This is a genomic window from Rhodocyclaceae bacterium (assembly GCA_020248265.1).
Taxonomy (GTDB): domain Bacteria; phylum Pseudomonadota; class Gammaproteobacteria; order Burkholderiales; family CAIKXV01; genus CAIKXV01.
Genome location: JADCHX010000011.1, coordinates 178720 through 199861, shown reverse-complemented (window position 1 = coordinate 199861; position 21142 = coordinate 178720). Strand labels below are relative to the sequence as shown.

16 protein-coding genes are annotated in these 21142 nt (G+C 68.1%); 14 read left to right on the top strand and 2 right to left on the bottom strand.

Annotation, left to right across the window (positions count from 1 at the left end; all coding sequences use genetic code 11):
* The first annotated feature begins 31 nt into the window (after positions 1–31).
* The 11 genes from ING98_11860 (at position 32) to ING98_11810 (ending at position 14654) form a co-directional block, all read left to right on the top strand.
* Complete coding sequence (locus ING98_11860; GenBank protein MCA3102563.1) at positions 32–1486, top strand: sigma-54-dependent Fis family transcriptional regulator; 1455 nt, start codon at positions 32–34, stop codon at positions 1484–1486.
* Positions 1486–2907, top strand: a complete 1422-nt coding sequence (locus ING98_11855; protein MCA3102562.1) for an AAA family ATPase — start codon at positions 1486–1488, stop codon at positions 2905–2907. Before ING98_11860 ends, ING98_11855 begins: the two co-directional genes overlap by 1 nt.
* Before the next feature lie 202 nt (positions 2908–3109).
* Positions 3110–4942, top strand: a complete 1833-nt coding sequence (locus ING98_11850) for a secretin N-terminal domain-containing protein (GenBank protein MCA3102561.1) — start codon at positions 3110–3112, stop codon at positions 4940–4942.
* A 309-nt stretch (positions 4943–5251) separates the two neighbouring features.
* The gene (locus tag ING98_11845) at positions 5252–6703 is read left to right on the top strand and encodes a hypothetical protein (protein ID MCA3102560.1); all 1452 of its coding nucleotides are present in this window, start codon (positions 5252–5254) and stop codon (positions 6701–6703) included.
* A gap of 2 nt (positions 6704–6705) precedes the next feature.
* Positions 6706–8400 (top strand): Flp pilus assembly complex ATPase component TadA, encoded by a 1695-nt coding sequence (gene tadA / locus ING98_11840; protein ID MCA3102559.1) that lies wholly within the window; start codon positions 6706–6708, stop codon positions 8398–8400.
* Between the two features lie 42 nt (positions 8401–8442).
* Positions 8443–9645 (top strand): type II secretion system F family protein, encoded by a 1203-nt coding sequence (locus ING98_11835; protein ID MCA3102558.1) that lies wholly within the window; start codon positions 8443–8445, stop codon positions 9643–9645.
* 21 nt (positions 9646–9666) lie between these two features.
* On the top strand, positions 9667–11301 hold the full coding sequence (locus ING98_11830; GenBank protein MCA3102557.1) for a hypothetical protein: 1635 nt from the start codon (positions 9667–9669) through the stop codon (positions 11299–11301).
* Complete coding sequence (locus ING98_11825; GenBank protein ID MCA3102556.1) at positions 11298–11894, top strand: hypothetical protein; 597 nt, start codon at positions 11298–11300, stop codon at positions 11892–11894. The genes ING98_11830 and ING98_11825 overlap by 4 nt, the downstream gene beginning before the upstream one ends.
* Positions 11891–12580, top strand: a complete 690-nt coding sequence (locus ING98_11820) for a hypothetical protein (GenBank protein ID MCA3102555.1) — start codon at positions 11891–11893, stop codon at positions 12578–12580. Before ING98_11825 ends, ING98_11820 begins: the two co-directional genes overlap by 4 nt.
* Positions 12577–13872 carry a hypothetical protein gene (locus tag ING98_11815; protein MCA3102554.1) on the top strand — a complete coding sequence of 432 codons (1296 nt, stop codon included), beginning with the start codon at positions 12577–12579 and terminating at the stop codon, positions 13870–13872. Before ING98_11820 ends, ING98_11815 begins: the two co-directional genes overlap by 4 nt.
* Before the next feature lie 23 nt (positions 13873–13895).
* Positions 13896–14654, top strand: coding sequence for a prepilin-type cleavage/methylation domain-containing protein (locus ING98_11810; protein ID MCA3102553.1), 759 nt, complete (start codon positions 13896–13898; stop codon positions 14652–14654).
* Positions 14655–14686: 32 nt separating this feature from the next.
* On the opposite strand, the gene ING98_11805 is transcribed toward ING98_11810, so the two are convergent.
* Positions 14687–16420: a HAMP domain-containing histidine kinase gene (locus ING98_11805; protein MCA3102552.1), complete on the bottom strand. Its 1734-nt coding sequence runs from the start codon at positions 16418–16420 to the stop codon at positions 14687–14689.
* 186 nt (positions 16421–16606) lie between these two features.
* Between ING98_11805 and ING98_11800 the strand changes: the two genes are divergently transcribed.
* The 3 genes from ING98_11800 to ING98_11790 all read left to right on the top strand — a co-directional run bounded on the left by ING98_11800 (position 16607) and on the right by ING98_11790 (position 19100).
* Complete coding sequence (locus ING98_11800) at positions 16607–17425, top strand: ABC transporter permease (protein ID MCA3102551.1); 819 nt, start codon at positions 16607–16609, stop codon at positions 17423–17425.
* A gap of 77 nt (positions 17426–17502) precedes the next feature.
* Positions 17503–18159: a hypothetical protein gene (locus ING98_11795; GenBank protein MCA3102550.1), complete on the top strand. Its 657-nt coding sequence runs from the start codon at positions 17503–17505 to the stop codon at positions 18157–18159.
* Positions 18160–18401: 242 nt separating this feature from the next.
* Positions 18402–19100: a prepilin-type N-terminal cleavage/methylation domain-containing protein gene (locus tag ING98_11790; GenBank protein ID MCA3102549.1), complete on the top strand. Its 699-nt coding sequence runs from the start codon at positions 18402–18404 to the stop codon at positions 19098–19100.
* 30 nt (positions 19101–19130) lie between these two features.
* Here ING98_11790 and ING98_11785 read toward each other — a convergent pair whose 3' ends face one another.
* On the bottom strand, positions 19131–21116 hold the full coding sequence (locus ING98_11785; protein ID MCA3102548.1) for a cation:proton antiporter: 1986 nt from the start codon (positions 21114–21116) through the stop codon (positions 19131–19133).
* Positions 21117–21142 lie beyond the last annotated feature (26 nt).

Sequence of the window (21142 nt, the reverse complement as noted above, 5' to 3'; positions counted from 1 at the left end):
CGGCGCGATGACCCTACCGCCCCCGAAACCGATGGCTCCTGCCAGCCGCAAGCCCGACCTGCTGATCGTCGACGACGATCCGCTGATCACAGACACGCTCGATTATTCGCTCGGCGGCGAATATGAAGTGATCGTCGCCGCTTCGCGGCCGCAGGTGCACGCCCTGCTGCGCCAGATCGAGCGCATGCCCGGCCTGGCGCTGGTCGACCTCGGCTTGCCGCCGTCGCCTCACCGCCCCGACGAAGGCTTCCGGCTGATCACCGAGTTGCTGGCCGCCTCGCCATCGATGAAGATCATCGTGCTGTCCGGGCAGAACGACGAGGCCAACGCACGGCATGCGCGGGCGATCGGCGCGATGGAGTTCGTGTCCAAGCCCTGCCCCCCCGACCGGCTGCGCGCCCTGCTTGCACAGGTCAGCCGGGTTGCCGCACCGGAGCCCGCGGGAGACTCCGACCGCACGATCGTCGGGGCCAGCCCGGCAATCGAACGTCTGCGCCAGCAGATCGAGCAGTACGCAGCCGCCCCGTTCCCGGTCCTGATCGAAGGCGAGTCCGGCAGCGGCAAGGAACGGGTCGCGCATGCGCTGCATGCGCGCAGCGGCCATTGCGCGCGGCCGCTGATCGCACTCAACTGCGCCGCGATCGCGCCGACGCTGGTCGAGCCCACCCTGTTCGGCCACGCGCGCGGGGCCTTTACCGGCGCCACCGGTCCCCGTGCCGGCTATTTCGAGGAAGCGGCCGATTCGACGCTGTTCCTCGACGAGATCGGCGAACTGCCGCTCGAACTGCAGTCGAAGCTCCTGCGGGTGCTCGAGAATGGCGAATTCCAGCGCGTCGGCGAGACTACCAGCCGGCATTCCAATGCACGGGTGATCGCCGCAACCAACCGCGACCTGCGCCAGGAAGTGCGCGCCGGGCGTTTCCGGGGCGATCTCTACCATCGACTGTCGGTGTTCGCGATCACCGTGCCGCCGCTGCGCGACCTGGAGGACGACCGTCTCAGGCTGCTGGAGCATTTCCAGTCGCTACATGCGGCATCCGCCGGCACCGCCGGTCGCGCACCGTTCTCTCTCGACGATGAAAGCCGGCGCATCTGGCTCGAGTACGGCTTTCCCGGCAACGTGCGCGAGTTGCGCAACATCGTGATCCGCCTGGCAACCAAGTATCCCGGACAGCGCGTGAACCCGGCGCAGTTGCTGGCGGAAATGGACGTCGGGGCCATCGCGGAAGAATCGTCCAGCCTGCCCGCGCTGTCGGGCATGCCCGGAACGCCGGGCGAGGTCGGCTCGATCGAGGCAGCAAGGCGGCACCTTGCGAGCGCGCGACAGGTCGACCTGGACCGCCTGCTCCGCGAATGGGAGCAGAGTTACATACAGGCCGCACTGTTCATGAGTCACGGCAACCTCGCGCAGGCTGCGCGCCTGCTCGGGCTGCGCCGAACCACGCTTTACAGCCGGATGCAGGCGAGCGAGCGCGGGGGCGACTGATGTACCACGATTTCTTCGGGCTGCGCGAAGCGCCCTTCCGGATCACGCCGAACACCGACTTCTTCTTTGCGGGCGGCAACCGAGGCGCTGTCCTCGATGCACTGCTGTATGCGATCGGCCAGGGCGAAGGCATCGTCAAGGTGACCGGCGAAGTCGGCAGCGGCAAGACAATGCTCTGCCGGATGCTGCAGGCACGGCTGCCCGACGACGTGCTCGGCATCTACCTCGCCAACCCGAGCGTTTCCCCGGACGAGATCCTCCACGCAATAGCCCACGAGGTCGAGCTGCCGATGCCGGCGGGTTCCGGGCGGCTCGAGGCGATGCAGCGGCTCACCGCCTTCCTGCTCGACTGCCATGCATCGAACCGGCAGGTGGTGCTGTTCGTCGAGGAATCGCAAAGCATGCCGATCGCCACGCTCGAGGAGATCAGGCTGCTGTCGAACCTCGAGACCGACCGGCACAAGCTGCTGCAGATCGTTCTGTTCGGACAACCGGAGCTCGATACCCTGCTGCGAAAACCCGAGATCCGGCAACTGCGCGAACGTATCAGCCACAGCTTCACGCTGGCGCCGCTGTCGGCCGCCGAGATCGGGCTGTACCTCGACTTCCGCCTGCGTACCGCAGGGTACAAGGGTCCGGACGTGTTCGGCCCGGACGTGGTGGCGCGCATCGCCCGCGCATCGGCGGGCCTGACCCGGCGCGTGAACCTGCTCGGCGACAAGACATTGCTCGCGGCATTTTCGGAATCCACCCATTCGGTCGCGCCACGGCATGCAAGAGCCGCGATCCGCGACAGCGAATTCGCCCAGGGCGGCGACCTGCGCGGCGCCGGCAGGGGATGGGCGATGGTCGCGGCAGGCCTCGCGGTGGCGCTGGCACTGGTACTGGCAGCGACTGCCTGGCTGCTGTCGGCGGCGCAGCACCCGCCTGCGCTGGCGATCGCCCCCTCGTCCGACCAGGGTACCGCGCCAGCGGCAGACGCACGGAAGACGCCCGCCACGCCGGCGGCAACCGCAGCAACCGCAGCAGCTGCGGCGCCCGAGGCACACGCCGCACCTGCTCCACCGACCGCTGTCCAGACTTCGAGCAGCATGCTGGCAACCCGGCTTTCGGCAACAGACGAATGGCTCAGCGCCTCCGACCCGTCCCGGGTGACGATCCAGCTGATGGGCTCACGCAGCGAAGAGCAGCTCGACTGGCAGTTGCGAAACCTGTCCAGACAGGTCAAGCCGGAGCATCTGTTCGTGATCCGTACCCTCAGCGGCGAACGCCCGTTGCTCACGGTGTTCTACGGGGATTACGCCACTCGGAGCGAGGCTCAGGCCGCCATGGCAACGCTGCCCGAACCGCTCCGAGCGTTCTCGCCCCGCCTGCGCAGGATACAGGGTATCCGCGATGAAATCGTCGCGACAGGATCTTGACAAGCCTTCTGGTTCATATAGGCAAATCATTGAAAAATAGCAGGATTAGTTATAGTCTTAAACTCCGGGCGTCGGTCTGCGTACGTCCCGTCACGCCATCCGCCGGCGGGAAACCCACTGGGCGGTTGCCGTCACTCCAGAGGACCCGCCGATGAACGCGCCGACCGACACCCAGCGGCAACCGATCGCCGACGCGAGACTCATGCCATGCCTGTTCTCGACGCTCGTCGCGGCGATGCTGCTGGCCGGTTGCGGCACGCCGGTCAAGGTCGCTCCCGCCCTGCCCCAGTCCGAAGGGCACCTTACCGCCGCACGCGAGCCGGCACCGGTCGGCGACCTGCCGCCACCGGTTCGCGTTTCCGGCCTGGTACCTCCGCCGAGACCGGCGGAGAAGGTAGCCACCTACAGCGTCGTGGTCAGCGACGTGCCGGTGCGCGAACTCCTGCTCGCACTCGCCCGCGATACCCGGCAGAACATCGACATCCACCCCGGCCTTACCGGCCGTGTCACGCTGAACGCAATCAACGAGACACTGCCTGCCATCCTGGAACGCGTCGGCCGCCAGGTCGACATGCGGGTACGCACCGAAGGCACGACCATCATCGTCCAGCCAGACACGCCGTTCTTCCGGGTGTACCGGGTCAACTACGTGAACATGCAGCGCGATACCACTGCCACCATCGGCGCATCCGGCCAGATCGGTGGCCCGCAGGGGGCGCCAGGGGGGGCGGCGAGCGGCACGGCCGGGGGAGCGGGGGGTGGGGCGAGCGGTGCGGTGAACGCGTCCGCGACGCTGGTACGCACCACCTCGCAGACCAATTTCTGGGAGACCCTGCGCGACAACGTGCGCGCGATCCTCGCTTCGTCCCGCGCCCAGACGCAGACCGCCGAAGATCGCGCCCAGCGCGCCGAGCAGGCCCGGCAGCAGCGCGAGGAGCGACTCGCGCAGGCAGAAGCGGTCAGCCGCGCGGGTACCGCATCGACCACCCTGTTCAACACGGTGTTCGGCCAGGCAGGGCAGCAGCAGCCGATCGCCAACGATGTGCGCGACAGCATCGTGGTCAATCCGCTCGCCGGCACGGTCAACGTGCTCGCCACCGAGCGCCAGCACCAGCTGGTCCAGCAGTACCTCGACGGTGTGACCAGCGCGGTCAGCAGGCAGGTGCTGATCGAGGCGACGATCGCCGAAGTCCGGCTGAACGATGCCTATCAGGCCGGCGTCGACTGGAGCCGACTGCGCGGATTCGGCGGCTTTTCGATCCAGCAGCAGCTGATCGGCAGCAACCTCGGCGCACCGCCGGTGGTCTCGATCGGCTACACGTCCGATTCCGGCAACGTCGTGTCCGCGATCAAGATGCTGCAGCAGTTCGGCAACACCCAGGTGCTGTCGAGCCCGAAGATCATGGCGCTGAACAACCAGACCTCGATCCTGCGCGTCACCGACAACTTCGTGTATTTCCAGGTCGAGGCACAGCAGGGCGCGGTCACCGCTGGCGGCACCATCCAGCCGACCGTGTTCAACACGACCGCGCAGACGGTCCCGGTCGGGGTCGTGCTCGCGGTGACGCCGCAGATCAACGACAGCGGACAGGTCACCCTCACCGTGCGCCCGACCATCACCCGCGTGACCGGCACGGTCGCGGATCCGAATCCGAGCCTGCGCCAGGGCACCGCACCGATCCAGAACCTCGTTCCGGTGATACAGACGCGCGAACTCGAGTCGGTGCTGCAGGTGGTGAGCGGACAGACCGTGATCCTCGGCGGCCTGATGCAGGACGATATCTCGCGCAATCGCGACGGTGTGCCGTGGCTGTCGCGACAGCCTGGCATCGGAGACATCTTCAGCTTCCGCAACGAGCGCGTGACCAAGACCGAACTGGTGATCTTCATCCGCCCGACGGTAGTAACCAACCCGACGCTGCAGAGCGACGAGCTCAAGTTCTTCCAGCGGTTCCTGCCGCAGGCCGACGCAGGGCCGTCGGTGGTGCCGGTCGGTGCACCCGGAGCCAGTTCCCGCGCAGTGCCGGGCAACTGACCGGGACGACCACAGCCCATGAGTCTGTTGATGAAGGCGCTGCAGCAGGCCGCCCGGAACCGCGACACAGGGCCGGCCGGCCCGCCCGAGCCCGATGGCCGGACGAGTAGCGAACCGCAGCAGCGGCCCGCGGACACGGTCGGGGACCTGGGCATCGTCCCCGCCGCCGCGCACGTAGCATATCGCGGCGAGGCGTCTTTGCCAGTCCCGGGGAGTCCAGAGACCGGCACCACTGCGGCAGAGCTGAGCCTGGAGCCGATCGGCGGGCCGGCAGCTCAGACAGATCAGACAAGTCTGGCTGTCGACGAGGTGCCCCGGACGCCGGAGCATGTCGTCGGCAACCCGCGCACGCACCGGCCGCCGGGGGCCGACGCGGCCGTGGCTGCGACATCAGCCAGGCAGGACCAACGCAGCGCACCGCGCTGGAGCGGCGACCTCCAGCAAGTCGAAGCCACGCCCGACGCCGAGGGTGCCGATCGTAACCGGCGGCGCGGCGCGGGCCGGATCGAAGCGTCCCCGGCCCGCGCGGAGTCGGTCCTGGCTGCCGGCGCCGGTGCAGCGCAGACCGGCATGCTTTCGAGGATCACCCCGCTGCAATGGATCATCGCCAGCGGCCTCGTCGCCGGGGCTTTGCTGTTCGCCTACTTCTACATTCAGATTTCCTACCCTGGCCTTTTGCAGCGCGGATTCCAGCAGCCTGTGCTGTCGGCTCCTGCAGGGAACCGGTCGCCGCAGTCGACGGCGGCCGCGCCGGACGCCGCGACCGCCGGGGCCGTGGCGGTCGGCAGCGTTCCGGCTGCCGGGACACTGCCGCCGCAGCAGGGCACCCTGCCCGGGCCCGCAGCGTTGCCGGTGCCGGTAACGCCTGCCGACATGCCGGCTACGCTTGCGGCGTCCCCGCTGCTCAATCCGCCAGCCGGCGCCACTCCTGCCAGCGGGGCGACCAGCCCATCTCCGGCACCGGCAGCGCCTGCAGCTGCAACCGTCCGTGCGGCGCCATCGCCGACGGCACGGACATCCGGACCGACGGTCCCGCCATCCCCTCCGGCAGCAACGGTAGCCGCAGCCGCATCACCCGCGGCATCGCCAGCGCCCGCGCCGGAGACGGCCACCGCAAGGGCGGCGACGCCGACACAGGCCGGTAACGCGATCCAGGTCACCCGCGGCAGCAGCGCCTCACCGGTGAATCCCGTGCTTGCGGATGCGTTCGACCACCTGCAGGCAGGGCGGATCGAATCCGCCCAGCGGCTCTACAGCCAGGTGGCGAGCAGCGAGCCGCGCAACGTCGACGCGCTGCTCGGGCTCGCCGCGGTAGCGCAGCTGGGCAACCAGCCCGAAGCGGCGAACCGGCTATGGCTGCGCGTGCTCGAGCTCGAGCCGCGCAACGCGCATGCGCAGGCCGGGTTGATCGGGCAGCTCGGCAGGGCCGATCCGATCGCGGCGGAGTCGCAGCTGAGAACGCTGATCGGCCGCGAACCCTCCCCGTTCCTGTACTTCACGCTCGGCAATCTGTACGCCGACCAGAACCGCTGGACCCAGGCACAGCAGGCCTGGTTCCAGGCATACCACCTGCAGCCCGGCAATGCAGACTATGCGTTCAACCTGGCGATCGGCCTGGAACGGATCTCCCAGCCACGTCTGGCGATCACCTACCTGCGCACCGCGATCCGGCTGGCGGAGGCCGGGCCAAGCCCCAACTTCGATGTGGCCGCGGCACGCAAGCGGGCGGCATTGCTCGAAGCAACGCACGGAGTACCCTGAACGTGACGGATCCGCGCAGGAAGCTCCGCCTCGGAGAACTGCTGGTGCAGCAGGGACTGCTGTCGGTCGACCAGTTGCGTATCGTGCTGACCGAGCAGAAGCGCCAGAACATCCCGATCGGCCGGCTGCTGGTGCAGTTGGGGTTCGTGTCCGAGGACGTGATCCGCGACGCGATGGCGCGCCGGATCGGCCAGGAGAGCATCGACCTCGCCCAGGTGGTGGTCGATGCCGAAGCGCTCAGCCTGGTGCCCGAGGAGTTCGCCCGACGCAACCGGGTGCTGCCGATCGCCTACGAAGCACAGAAGAACCTGCTGACCCTTGCCACCACCGACGTGTTCAAGGTGGTCGTACTCGACCAGTTGCGTGCCAACCTCGGTGGTCGGGTCGAGATCCACACGCTGCTCGCGACCGAAGCGCAGATCGAGGAATCGATCGACAAGTTCTACGGCTTCAATCTGTCGGTGGACGGCATCCTCGAAGAGATCGAGACCGGCGAGATCGACTACCAGAGCCTGCAGGTGGCCGAGGGCGAGTACACGCAGCCGGTGGTGCGGCTGGTCGGTGCACTGCTGATCGATGCGGTGAAGCGCGGTGCGTCGGACATCCACTTCGAGCCCGAGCAGGCGTTCCTGCGCATCCGCTACCGGATCGACGGCGTGCTCGAGACGATCCGCAGCCTGCACAAGACCTACTGGCCGGGCATCGCGGTGCGCGTGAAGGTGATGAGCGGCATGAACATCGCCGAGACGCGTGCGCCACAGGACGGCCGCGTGTCGATGAACCTGTCCGGACGCACGATCGATTTCCGCGTGTCGACGCAGCCGACCATCCACGGCGAGAACATCGTGCTGCGTGTGCTCGACCGCGAGAAGTCGATCATCAGCCTCGACCGGATGGACCTGACCGACCGCCAGCGCGAGAAGCTGCTGCTGATGCTGGCCAGACCTGAGGGCATCCTTATCGTCACCGGCCCGACAGGCAGCGGCAAGACGACCACGCTGTACTCGCTGCTGTCGCAGGTCAACGACGAGACGGTCAACATCATGACTCTCGAGGATCCGGTCGAATATCCGGTGACCCTGATGCGCCAGACATCGGTCAACGAAAGCGCGAAGATGGAATTCGCGAACGGCATCCGCTCGATCATGCGCCAGGATCCGGACATCATCCTCGTCGGCGAGGTTCGCGACCACGAAACCGCCGAGATGGCGTTCCGCGCGGCGATGACCGGCCATCAGGTATTCACCACGCTGCACACGAACTCGGCACTCGGCGCGTTCCCGCGCCTGTTCGACATAGGCATACCGCCCGACATCATGGCGGGCAACATCACCGGCGTGGTCGCGCAACGGCTGGTGCGGGTGCTCTGCAAGGAATGCCGCGAACTGTACGTGCCCACGCCGGAGGAACTGCGCCTGATCGCCCGGCCGGTGGAACAGCTGTACCGGCCTGTCGGCTGCAACCACTGCAACGGCAAGGGTTACCGCGGCCGTACCGCCATCATGGAGATCCTGGTGATGGATGGCGAGATCGACGAACTGGTCGCCCGCCGCGCGACGCTGCGCGAGCTGCGCAACACTGCGATGGCGCGCGACTTCCGGCCGCTCGCCGACGAGGCAATCGAACGCGTGGTCGACGGCACCACCAGTCTGGTCGAAGTGGCGCGCACGGTCGATCTGACCGGCCGCTACAGCTGACGCAGGCGGCGCCGGACCGGACTGGCGAGACACCACCCAGCGATGGCAACCTTCCAGTACAAGGCGGTCGACCGTACCGGGCGTACCGCACGCGGCACCCTCGACGCGATGAACGACGTCGACCTGGAGCTGCGGCTGCGCCGGATGGGGCTCGACATGATCTCGTTCCGGGCGATCGAGCCGCGCAGCATCCACGCGCTGGGTTCGGTGAAACGCCAGGACGTGATCAACCTGGTGTTCGACCTCGAGCAGATCAGCCGAGCCGGCATCCCGATGCTCGACGGCCTGCGCGACCTGCGCGACGGCATCGACAACCCGCGCCTGCGCGAGATCCTCACCTCGGTGGTCGAGGACATGGAGGGCGGGCGAACGCTGTCGCAATGCCTCGGACAGCACCCGTCCATATTCAACAACGTATTCGTGAGCCTGGTCCGCGCAGGCGAGCAGTCGGGGCAGATGACCGAGGTGCTCGAGAACCTCGGCACGACGCTGCGCATGCAGGACGAACTGAGCGCTCAGACCCGGCGCCTGCTGGTCTACCCGAGCGTGGTGCTGCTGGTGGTGCTGGCGGTAATGGCCTTCCTGTTCACCTATCTCGTACCCCAGGTGACCGGACTGCTGCGCACGATGGGTATCGCACTGCCGCTGCAGACCAGGCTGATGATCGGCGTCTCGGAGGTGGTGCGCGGCTACTGGCCCCTGCTCCTCGCAGGGCCGATCGTCGCGGCGGTGGTGGCCGTGTCGCTGGTGCGCACGAGCGACCGCGCGCGCCTGGCATGGGATCATGTGAAGCTGCGCATACCGGTCACCGGGCCGCTGCTGCAGAAGGTGATCATGGCGCGCTTCGCCAACGTGTTCGCGCTCCTCTACCGATCGGGCATCACCATCCTCGAAGCGCTTCGCACGAGCGAGGCGATCGTCGACAACCGTGTGATCAGCCAATCGATCGCGCGTGCAGGCAGCCAGATCAATGCGGGGATCAGCCTGACCGATGCCTTTCGCGACCTGGGCACCTTCCCGCCACTCGTGATCCGGATGCTGCGGGTGGGCGAGACGACCGGAGCGCTCGACACCGCCCTTGCCAACGTCACGTACTTCTACAATCGGGACGTGCGCGAATCGATCGAACGCGGACTCAAGCTCCTCGAGCCGGCACTGATCTTCGTGCTCGGCATGTCGCTGCTGCTGATCATGTGGGCGGTGCTGTCGCCGGTGTACGACATCCTGGGCAAACTGAAGCTGTGACCTCCCTTCCCTCGACCATCGATGCAATCGTTCGGGTCCGGCCAGCTGGTGCTTGCCGAGCGGGCGTGCGCACGGGGGGGCGCTGACATGGCGATCGGCGAGCGGCTGCTGCTCTGCGTCGGCTCGGCCCAGGCCACGCTCGGCCACTGGCGCGGCAACCGGCTGGTCGGTTGCGAAACCTTCGCCAGCGACGAGGATGGGCTGCGGCGCCTGGGCATCGCCCTCGCGGCCGATCGCCGGCTGTCGATCCAGGCGCTGGTCGATGCAGTCGAAGAAGATTACCGCGCCGAACTGCTGCCGCATGTCGGCGGCAGTGAACGAACGGCGATGGTCCAGCGCAGGCTGCGTCAGCTGTACCGGACTTCGCCGTACCACGCAGCGGTTCGGCAGGGGCGCCAGGCAGACCAGAGGCGCGATGATCGCTACCTGTTCGCCGCCCTGACGAACGCAGATCTGTTCGCGCCCTGGGCGGAAGTGATCGAGCAGGCAGGGATCGCATTCGCCGGCCTCTACCTGCTGCCGCTGGTGATGACCTCGCTCGCCGAACGGCTCGGCATCGACCGCGCGCCGACGCTGGTGATCACCGCAACCGCCAGCGGCCTGCGCCAGACCTTCATCGAGGACGGTCAACTGCGGGTCAGCCGCCTCACGCCACTGGCACGCAGCGCAGCCGATCACGGTGGCATAGACATGCTGGTCGAGGAGGTGGGCAATACCCGGCTCTACCTCGAGGCCCTGAAGCTGCGAGGACGCGACGATCCCCTGTCGGTCACGCTGGTCGACATCGATGACAGCCTCCAGGCGGCGGCCACTGCGCTCGAACGGCAGGGCAACAACATCCACTGCGTGCGCATCGGCGCGGCAACCCTCGTGCGGAAGCTGCCGCTGTCGGCGCAAATGCTGGCGGACACCCCGGACGCGCTCGCGCTTGCGCTGCTCGGCCTGCGTTCCCCGTCCGCCAACCTGGCACCTGCGCCATCGATGCGCCGGTTCCGGGTCCTGTCGACCCAGCGCTGGCTCCATGCGGCAACCGGGGCGATCGGCGTACTGGGCATCGCGTTCTCGCTCGCCAACGTATGGCAGCAGAACCAGTCCACCGCGCAGGCCGAGGCGCGGCAGACCGAAACGCTGCGCTGGCAGGCACAGTACGTCGCCGTCACGCGACAGTTCCCGGCAGCGCCCGCGCCGCTCGAGACGCTGCAGCGGACCGTCGACGCCGCGCGCACGATCGCGGCGCAGACGCGGACGCCGGAGCGCGCGTTCGCGGTGGTCTCGGCCGCACTCGATGCGCAGTCGGAGATCGGCCTGCGCCGCCTGACCTGGCGCCTGGGCGAACCGATGGCGGACAACGACACCCAGCGCAGCGGCGCTCCGCGCCCCGCGGCGGGGCAGTCGAGCGGCACGCGTGTCGAGAGCATCGCGATCGATGCCGAGGTCCTGGGGTTCTCCGGCGACCTTCGCACCGCCATCGCGAACATCGAGGGCTTCGCACAGCGACTGCGCGAGGACGCCAGGGTGCAATCGGTCGTCATCGCGCGCCTGCCGTTGAACCTGAACCCGGGTGCCAGCCTGTCCGGCAACACACAGGAGCGCACCGAACAGGGTGGCGGTTCCACGTTCAGGCTGGTGGTCCAGTTACGCAAGGCCTCGTCGTGAGTACGGCAGGCAGATCGCCCTACACACTGGCCACGCTCCTGCTGGCGATCGTGACGGTCGCGGTCTGTGCGCTCGGCTGGTACACCTACCGGATTGCCGAGGACGGGCGCGTCGCAGCAGACCGGCAGCAGCGCGCGCTCGAGGAGGCGCGGCTGCGCTATCAGCGCTCCGGCGAGGAACGGGACCTGCTCACCCGCTACGCACCCGAATACAGGTTGCTGGAAAGCCATGGCTTCATCGGTGCGGAGCAGCGCGTGAACTGGATCGACAGCCTGCGCATGGCCAGCGAATCGGTGCGCCTGCCGGGCGTTCAGTATCAGATCGGCGCACAGGCGCCCTACCGCCTGCCGGAAATGCCCGATGCGCCGCTCGCACAATCGCCGATGACCATCGAACTGCGGCTGGCGCACGAGGGCGACCTGATGAGATTCCTGCGCGCGCTGGCAGCCGGGCGGGCGGGCGTATTCCTGCTGAACGAATGCACGCTCGAGCGGCTGGCCGCCGAGCCGGTCGGTGGCGGGCAGCCGAACCTGCGTGCCGACTGCGAGCTGTCCTGGGTCTCGGTGCCGAGGCCGGCGGGAGCGGCGCGATGAATGCACTGCGCAGCCGGCCTCCGGCCGCCTGGCAGTCGAAGATGACTGCGGCGGTCGCGCTGGCGGTGACGCTGTGCGCCTCGGCCAGCCCTGCAGCCGCCCAGGACAGCTTCGGCCGGTTGTTCCTCACGCCCGCACAGCGAGTGCAGATCGACGAGTCGCGGCGCCTTCCGACCGCGCAACCGGCGCGCACCGTCCCCGGTGCGCCGGCTCCAGCGCAGCCGCAGTCGCTATCGGTGGACGGTATCGTCCGACGCAGCGATGGACAGGCGACCGTATGGCTGAACCGGACGCCGATCGCAGCGCCGCAGACAGGCGGTACGGTCAGGATCGGTCCGGTGGGCGACGCCGCCGACGGCGCTGACCTGCGACTGCCGGACAACGGCCGCCGGGTCCGGATCAAGGTAGGACAGGAAGTCGACATACAGTCAGGCAGGGTGCAGGAACGCTACCGGCAGCCGGTGCCGGCACCCGCCGCGCCGGGCGCGGCTATGCCAGCGGAAACGGCGAACGTGCCCGGAGCGGGCTCAGCGGGTTCGGATGGCCCGCCCGCGCCCGCCACGCGCGGCGATGCGCTACGCGAGCCGGCACGCGACGCAGCCGTCGAGCGCCTGTTGCGCGAACTCGGGCGCAGGCTCGACGAACCGCCGCGCGAACCGGTTCGCGCCGGGGATCAGACCCGGTGAGCCGTTCGATTGACACGGCGATCGACCGACGGAGACCCACCCGGGCGCTCCGCGCGCTGCGGCGGCAGTCAGGCGTGGCGCTGATCGCGGTCGTGGTGTTCATCGGCATCGCGACCGCGGTATACGTCGTGCACAGCCTGGATGCAGACGCCGTGATTGCCCGGCAGAATCAGCGCAACGCAGAGGTGCTGCAGTCGGCGCGCGAGGCCCTCCTGGCCTTCGCGGCCACCGATGCCAACCGTCCCGGAGCGCTACCCTGTCCGGACATCGACGGCGATGGGCGGGCACTGCCCGGGGTCGAGTACGTCGGCAACGGATGCCAGTCCTACATCGGGCGGCTGCCCTGGGCCCTGCTGCGTATCCCGGAACTGCGAGACGCGAGCGGCGAACGGCTCTGGTATGCGCTGTCGCCCGGTTTCCGCGATGCAGGTCCCGTCACCGGCAATCCCGGATTCGTCAATCCGGACACCCCGGCAGTCCTCACGATCGATGGTTTGCCCGGTACCTTCGGCGCGATCGTGTTCGCGCCTGGCGCAGCCATGCAGGGACAGGCACGCAGCGGCCTGGGGATCAATGCGCTGGTCAACTACCTCGACGGGGTGAATGCCACGTCCACCCTGCAGTTTTCGGCCGCACTGCCCGGTCCGGCGTTCAACGACCGCCTGCTCCCGGTGTCCGGCACCGACCTGGTGGCGATCGCGGAACGCCGGGTGTCGAAGGAGATTGCCGCCGCGCTGAACCAGTATTTCGATGTCTACCGGTTCCTGCCCTTCCCGGCAACGTTCGACGACGTGCAATGCGTCGGTCCGGGCTTCGTGCCGGCGGGGGGCTGCCAGCCTGCGCCGGGCGTGCTGGCCGGACGTATTCCGGGCTCGGTCACCCCGGATGCGTATGCATCGGTAGGGTCGGGCCTGCGCAGCGCGCTCCTGAACGGAAACACGGTCCCGCCTGGCCAGTACGATCTGGTCTGGCTCCAGCTACAGCGCTGGCGCGAGCACGTGGTCTACATCGTGTCTCCGAACTGTGCGGGGCCACCGGCGAACGACTGTGCTGCGGGTACTCTCAGCGTGCGCGCGGCATCGGGCAATGTCGACAATGCGCGGTTCGCGGTGATGATGGGCGGGCCTCCCGGTGTCAGCCAGTCGCGCACGACCGCCGCCGACAAGTCCATGCTGTCCAACTATCTGGAGGGGCCGACGCTGTCGGCGGCACAGTCGCTGGGTGCGGGCACCGTTCCGGCACAGATCCTGGTGCCAGCCGGCACGGTCACGGCAGTGCAGGGGGGCAATTGACAACGGCGCTTCGCGGCAGGCCGGTGCAGGCTCGTGCCAGGGCACGCGGTGTGTCGCTGGTCGAACTGGCGATCGGCCTGCTGATCCTGTCGCTGATCATCGGCGGACTGCTGGTGCCGCTCGCCAGCCAGGTCGAGCAGGGCCGTGTGAGCCAGACCCAGCGCCAACTGGACGAAATCCGGGAGGCGTTGATCGGTTTCGCGCTGGCGAACGGACGCCTGCCCTGCCCGGCATCGGCGACATCCAATGGCGTCGAGAGTCCACCTGGCGGCGGTGCCTGCACCGATCCGTGGAACGGCTTCGTACCGGCGGTCACGCTCGGGCTGTCGCAGGTAGATGGGCAGGGCTACGCGGTCGATGCATGGGGACTGGCCCAGAACCGGATGCGCTATGCGGTCACCACCGCCAACGCCAACGCGTTCACGACAGCCGGTCAGATGCGCGCGACAGGCATGCCAGGTCTGGCACCCGACCTGCGCGTCTGCGGTTCCGGTGCCGGCATCACTGGCGCCGGCAATGCGGCGAACTGCTCGGCGACCGACGTACTGTCGCAGAACGCCGTCGCCGTCATCTATTCGCTGGGTGCAAATGCCGCCTCGGGTGGCCTGTCGACCGATGAGGTGCAGAATCCGAATCCGAACAGCAACAACAACGATCGCGCGTTCGTCAGTCGCGTGCGGGGCGCACCCGGCACCGCCGCAGCCGAGTTCGACGACCTCGTGACCTGGCTGTCCCCGAACATCCTCTATTCGCGGCTCGTCATGGCTGGCCAGCTGCCCTGACCGGACTCGCGGTCCGCCTGCAGCCGAAACGGTCAGCGTGCAGGTTTCAGCGTGAATCGCACTGCACCAGCCTGATTGCTCGACAACTGCAGCTCGAAGCCGTGCTCCAGTGCAAGCCGGGCCGCCTGGTAGAGACCGACCCCGAGGCCGTTGCGCGATTCGACCGGCTCCACCAAAAGGCGCTCGGCGATGGAAGGCTCGACCGCAGCACCAGTGTCGGTCACCGAAAGCTGTACACCGTCCAGCACGGACAGTTCGATGTGCACACTGACTGCCGGGTCGAGCTGGCGCTTGACCCATGAGTTCTGCAGCAGGTTGTCCACCGCGCAGTCGAACAGTTCGAGCGGCAGCAGGCTGCCATCCAGCGCGCCGCGGCTCGACAGGCGCACGCCATCCTGATCGACCCGGCGCCGCAGCGCGCGCCACCACTGGCCGGCGTCGACCTGGGTCATCGTGCGCACTTGCGGCCGGGCGAGCTTGTCGAGCGTACGTTCGAGCCGCTGGGCGATCTGCGGCAACTGCCGGCGCATCAGCGCCTGCAGTTCGACGGCGCGCGCAGCATCGCTCGACTCCACCGCGGCGCACAGCACCTGCAACGACTGCAGCAGGTTCTTCACGTCATGGGTCAGCCGCGCGCCGGTCTCGTGGATGGCATGTTCGTACGCATGCTTGCGCTCGCGCAGCTCGCGCCGTTTCGCATCATAGAAGTCGCCAAGCAGTTGTGCCAGCAGCGTGGCATGGAGGTTGAGCGCGGGCGTCGGCTGCATCTGCGTGTACAGTTCCAGCGACAGGCCGCGCGCGGACAGCTCGATACGGTGGCGCGTCACGACACCGAGGGTACCGGTGCTGCCGACCGCTTTCCAGCACACCCCAGCGGCCCAGGGCAACCTCGACAGCTCTGCTATCGCACCCCGAAGAAAGCGCTCCGGGTCGCGCTGGCGCTCGGCCAGAAGCGCAAGGCTGCGCATCCAGTTCTCGAACGGCAACCCGACCGACAGCAGGTGCCCTGAAATCACCTGGTTCAGGCCGCCGAATCCGCCGCGCGGGTTCCATAGCCACGAAAGGACTACCAGCAGCGCGGCAATGGCGATCAGTGCCTGCGCAAGCGTCAACAGGTGGTTCGCCTCGCCGCGGACCGAGCCGAGCACCAGGCTGCCCAGCACCAGCACCGCAACCAGCAGCAGAAGCAGCATCGAATACACCAGATCGATGACCACCGGCACATGGACCTGCCGCGCTGCCGGTTTCGGCGCGGGCGGATGCGGACGTATCGCTCCTGCCGCAAGCGCGACCAGCGGCAGCATGAACTGCACGACCACCGTCAGCAGTTCGGGAAGCGCACCGCCCGGGCCCAGACGCGGCACCACCCACAGCAGCAGCAGGCCGAGCAGGAACGACGATGCAAGCAGGGTGCCGGCGCGCTCGCGCGGCTCGCCCGTGCCGGGCACCTGACCGGCGATCAGCGCAAACAGCACGCAGATCCACAGCGCGGCGAGCCACCACGTCGCCAGCAGTGCAAACCCAACCCCGGCTGCGACGAGCGCAAGGCCCGAGCGGGGATCGATCCGGCGCTGTGCGCGCCACAGCGGCTGCCAGATCAGGAACAACCCGATATGGGTCAGCCACAGCGCACGCGCCCACCACGCGTCGATATCCCAGGCGAGCGCCGCATGCAACGCCAGCAGCATCATAGACAGCACCCATTGCGGCTGCCTGTTCGCCAGCCAGAGCAGGGGGGCACCGGACGCAGCCCTGCGCTCGATCAACGCCCTCTCCCGCGCGCGAGCGCCGCTGGCAGCAGGCCCCGGGCATCGGGCAGCGCACCCGATGCGGCGCCGGGCGCGCGGCTAGGCTTCGATCGCGGTACGCTAGAAGCCGTCGCAGCGCGCGGCGCGGGCGACCGCCTGTCTGCCGACGCAGTCCATCCGGAGCCACCTGCATGCAGCCCATGAATGTCCGTCCCGCGTAGTCCGGAACTGATCGCCAGCCATGGCGCCAGGCAGGCCCGACGACTGCTCGCGGTGGTCCGCTTCACCCTGCTGGAGGCCTGTCGGTCGCCGCTGCCATGGCTGCTGCTGGCGGCGCTCGGCTGTGCGCTGGCCGCGAGCGCATTCGCTGCCTCGCTGGCGCTCACCGAGGGCGCACGCTTCCAGGCCGCACTTCTCGCTGGCGGAGTCCGCATCGCGTGGGTGTTCATCCTCGCAGTCTATGTCATTGCAAGCCTCGCCCGCGAGATGAACGAACGCGGTTTCGAGGTCGCACTCGGGCTGGAACTCGACCGCGCGACCTGGGTGCTAGGCAAGCTCGCCGGTTTCCTGCTGCCCGCCCTCGCTTCGGCGCTGCTGCTCCTTCCCGTGCTCGCGACGATCGCATCGCCCGCCGCGGCTGCGGCATGGTGCCTGTCGCTGGCGTTCGAGCTGGCGATCGTCGTTGCCGCCGCGCTCTTTTTCACCCTCAGCCTGGGCAGTGTGTCGGCCGCGGCCGTGCTGACCGCAGGCTTCTACCTGCTCGCACGGACGATCGACGCGCTGCTGCTTATCGTGTCGTCTTCACCGCTGATCGCCCCCGGCGCGTGGCGCGCGCTCGCCGAGTCCGCTCTCGGCGCATTCGCATGGCTGCTGCCCGCGCTCGGACGCTTCGCGCAGGGCAGTTGGCTGGCCGACCAGGCGCCAACCGCCCCGGCACTGGCGCTGATGGGACTGCAGTGCGCGGCGTACGTCGCTCTTCTCTCGACGGCGGCTCTCGTCGACTTCCACCGGCGCGACCTGTGAACAGGCTGCGCTGGCCATCCAAGCTTGCGCCCGATCAAGCGCAGCGCCCATGGCGGGCCGTACCGGTGCCGGTCCGGATGGCGCTGGCGTTGGCGCTTTGCGCACAGTTGGCTACCCATGCGCTCATGCCCGCCCCTCTGGCCCGCGCGGTGGACCTGGCGGAGCCTCCCTCGGTGGCCACGATGCGGGCGGCGGCGCTGGGCGACCGCATGCCGCTCGCGCAACTGGCCACGCTGCATCTTCAGTCGTTCGACAACCAGCCCGGCATCAGCATCCCGTTTGCCGAACTCGACTACGGCAAGGTCGTGCGCTGGCTGTCGATGCTCTCCGACCTCGATCCGGACAGCCAGTATCCCTTCCTGCTGGCGGCACATGTGTATGCGTCGGTCCCGGATCCGACCCGCCAGCGCGCGATGCTGGCGTTCATCCACGAGCGGTTCGCAGCCGACCCGTCCCGCCGCTGGCGCTGGCTCGCCCATGCAGCCATCGTGGCCCGTCACCGGCTGGGCGACCTGCCACTGGCAATACGCTATGCCCGGGCGATCACCGAGCAAGCAACCGGACCTTCGGTACCTGGCTGGGCCAGGCAGATGTCGGTTCTGCTGCTGGCCGACACGGGAGAGATCGAGGCCGCGAAGATCCTGCTCGGCGGACTGCTTCAGGCCGGTTCGGTGACAGACCCCAGGGAGTTGCGCTTCCTGCTGGAACGCCTCGAACCCCCGACGACTCGCTGACTCTTCGACACATCTGTCGATATCTCGACGTTCAGAGACGCTGGCTTAACGCAGTTGCGCGCGCTGACGGAATCCCTCCCTGACGTATCGCAGCGGTATGAGGACTTCCGCACGGCGCCATCAGGCCTTACTTCACGGAAACTGCAGATCTCGTTTGCCACGGCACCGGACCACCTCTCCGGCATGGCTTTTGCAGGATAGTGCTGCCTCCCCGGTAGCAGCGACAGCAAAGGAAAACTTTCGTGCGCACGCATCAACGTGGCTTCACCCTGATCGAGATCGCGATCGTGCTGGTCATCATCGGCCTGCTGCTGGGCGGCGTGCTGAAGGGTCAGGAACTGATCACCAGTGCCCGTGTGCGCAACCTGATCTCCGTGCAGGATGGCGTCAAGGCGGCTTTCTTCGGCTTCCAGGATCGCTTCCGCGCGTATCCCGGCGACTACAACCAGGCCTCGCAGAACATCGCCAACATGACAACCACGTGCGGCGGCGGCAATGGCAACGGCAACGGCGTGATCGACGCGACGCCGGTGCTCGAGTCGATACTCGCCTGGGAACACCTGTCGAAAGCGGGGTTCATCACCGGCACATTCGACTGCAACACGACCGAGTCGCTGTCGACCACGCCCAACAACCCGTACAACGTCTTCCTCCAGCTGGTGTTCGATGGCGCCTACGGGTCGGCAACCAGCGCCCAGCGCCACAACCTGAAGACGGGCGCGCAGATCCCGGTCGAGATCATCGCCGAGGTCGACCGCAAGATCGACGACGGCAGGCCATTCTCCGGGTCTTTCCAGTTCTCCACGTATCGTGGCAACGGTGCCGCCGCGCCCCAGGTTGGCGCCACCGCTGCGGCGCCTAACTGCGCGAACACGACCGGCGCGGGCATCTGGAACTCGACGAACGGAGAGTCGAACTGCGGCGGCGCCGTCGTCTTCTGACCGATTCCGGTCGAGGTTGCAGCAGGCGCCTCAGACGCCCTGCACCAGCCGGATTTCCGCGGCGGCCACCGCTGCGGCGTTTCCGCGCAGCACGATGATGTCACCCTCGCGCAGCTCGGTGTCGAGTGCCGGATGCAATTCTCGCTCGCCGCGCCGACGGATCGCGCTGACCTCGGCCAGCAGCGCCTCCAGCCCGAGGTCGCCCAGGCGGTGGCCGATGGCACGAGAGCCGCGCACGAGCGCGACCGAATGCAGGAACACATCGTCCGTACCCTCGCCAGGCTGGTCGCTGGCGCCATGGAAGAAGCCGCGGAACAGGCCGTAGCGCTCTTCGCGCGCGCTGCGGATGCGCCGGAGCACGCGATTGAGCGGCACGCCCAGCACCATCAGCGCGTGCGAGGCCAGCATCAGGCTGCCTTCCATGATCTCGGCCACGACCTCGGCCGCCCCGGCGGCCTTCAGACGATCGATATCGGTGTCGTCGACGGTGCGGACGATCACCGGCAGCCCGGGACGCAGTTCATGCACCACCTCGAGAATGCGCAATGCCGAGTGCACGTCGGCATAGCTGATCACCAGTGCCCGTGCGCGCGCCAGGCCGGCAGCCTGCAGGACCTCGCGCCGCGCGGCGTCGCCGAACACGACATGTTCGCCGGCTGCCGCCGCCTCGCGGACCCGCACCGGATCGAGGTCGAGCGCGAAGAACGGCACCTGCTCGGCCTCGAGCAGCCTCGCCAGGTTCTGCCCGCTGCGGCCGTAGCCGCAGATGATCACATGGCGGTCGGCAACGATCGTCTGCGAAGCGATCTGCGTGAGCTGCATCGCACGGCTCATCCAGTCGGAGCCGCGCCAGCGACGCACCAGATGCTCACTGTGCTCGACGATGAACGGCGCGGCGATCATCGACAGGACCATCGCGGCCAGCACCGCCTGCATCACCTCCGGCTCCAGAGTACCCTGCCCGCGCGCGAGCGTGAGCAGCACGAACCCGAACTCCCCGGCAGGCGCCAGCGTGAGGGCGACCCGCAGCGACACGCCGGAATCGGTGCGCGTGGCCGCCATCACGCCGAGCAGCACGAGCGCCTTGACGGCGAGTATCGCCACCAGCACGCCGGTGACGAGCAGCAGATGCTGCGCGATCCACGCGAGGTCGACCAGCATGCCGACGGTGATGAAGAACAGCCCGAGCAGGATGTCCCGGAACGGCTTGATGTCCTCCTCGACCTGGAAGCGGTACTCGGTCTCGGAGATCAGCACGCCGGCCACGAACGCGCCGAGGGCGAGCGACAGACCCATGCTCGCGGTGAGGTAGGCCAGGCCGAGCGTGATCAGCAGCACGTTCAGCACGAACAGTTCCGACGATTTCTGCCGCGCGACGAGGTGGAACCAGCGGCGCATCAGCGGCTGCCCCAGCTTGAGCAGGAGCACCAGGGTGACCGTGACCTTGGCCAGCGCCAGCGCGAGGCTGGCCGGCAGGTCGCCCGCGGGTGCCGCCAGCGCCGGGATCACCACAAGCATCGGCACCACGGCCAGGTCCTGGAACAGAAGCACGCCGATGATCCGGCGTCCGTGCTCCGAATTGAGCTCGAGGCGCTCGGACAGCGACTTGGCCAGGATGGCCGTCGAGGACATCGACAGCGCACAGCCCAGCACGATCGCAGCCTGCCAGCTCATCGCGCCTCCGGTCAGCAGTCCGACGCCGGCCGCGATCGCACTGGTGACCAGCAGGGTGAACACGACCTGTGCACCGCCCAGCCCGACGACGAGTCCGCGCATCGCGATCAGCCGCGGCAGGCTGAACTCGAGGCCGATGGTGAACATCAGGAACACGATGCCGAACTCGGCGAGATGGGCAACGCCGTCGGACTCGGGCACCAGGCCAAGCGCGTTCGGCCCGACTGCGATGCCGACGATCAGATAACCGAGCAGCGGCGGCAGCTTGATCGAGCGGCAGACCACCACCACCACGACAGCGGCAGCGAGCAGGGTCAGAACGAAACGGAGGGTACTGTCCATGCGACTGCGCGGGCCGGCCGTGTGTC

Excerpts from the sequence above, each read along its gene's own strand:
- ING98_11860 (MCA3102563.1), top strand. The coding sequence starts at position 32 with ATGGCTCCTGCCAGCCGCAAGCCCGACCTGCTGATCGTCGACGACGAT.
- ING98_11855 (MCA3102562.1), top strand. The coding sequence starts at position 1,486 with ATGTACCACGATTTCTTCGGGCTGCGCGAAGCGCCCTTCCGGATCACG.
- ING98_11850 (MCA3102561.1), top strand. The coding sequence starts at position 3,110 with ATGCCATGCCTGTTCTCGACGCTCGTCGCGGCGATGCTGCTGGCCGGT.
- ING98_11835 (MCA3102558.1), top strand. The coding sequence starts at position 8,443 with ATGGCAACCTTCCAGTACAAGGCGGTCGACCGTACCGGGCGTACCGCA.
- ING98_11830 (MCA3102557.1), top strand. The coding sequence starts at position 9,667 with ATGCAATCGTTCGGGTCCGGCCAGCTGGTGCTTGCCGAGCGGGCGTGC.
- ING98_11820 (MCA3102555.1), top strand. The coding sequence starts at position 11,891 with ATGAATGCACTGCGCAGCCGGCCTCCGGCCGCCTGGCAGTCGAAGATG.
- ING98_11800 (MCA3102551.1), top strand. The coding sequence starts at position 16,607 with ATGTCCGTCCCGCGTAGTCCGGAACTGATCGCCAGCCATGGCGCCAGG.
- ING98_11795 (MCA3102550.1), top strand. The coding sequence starts at position 17,503 with ATGGCGCTGGCGTTGGCGCTTTGCGCACAGTTGGCTACCCATGCGCTC.
- ING98_11785 (MCA3102548.1), bottom strand. The coding sequence starts at position 21,116 with ATGGACAGTACCCTCCGTTTCGTTCTGACCCTGCTCGCTGCCGCTGTC.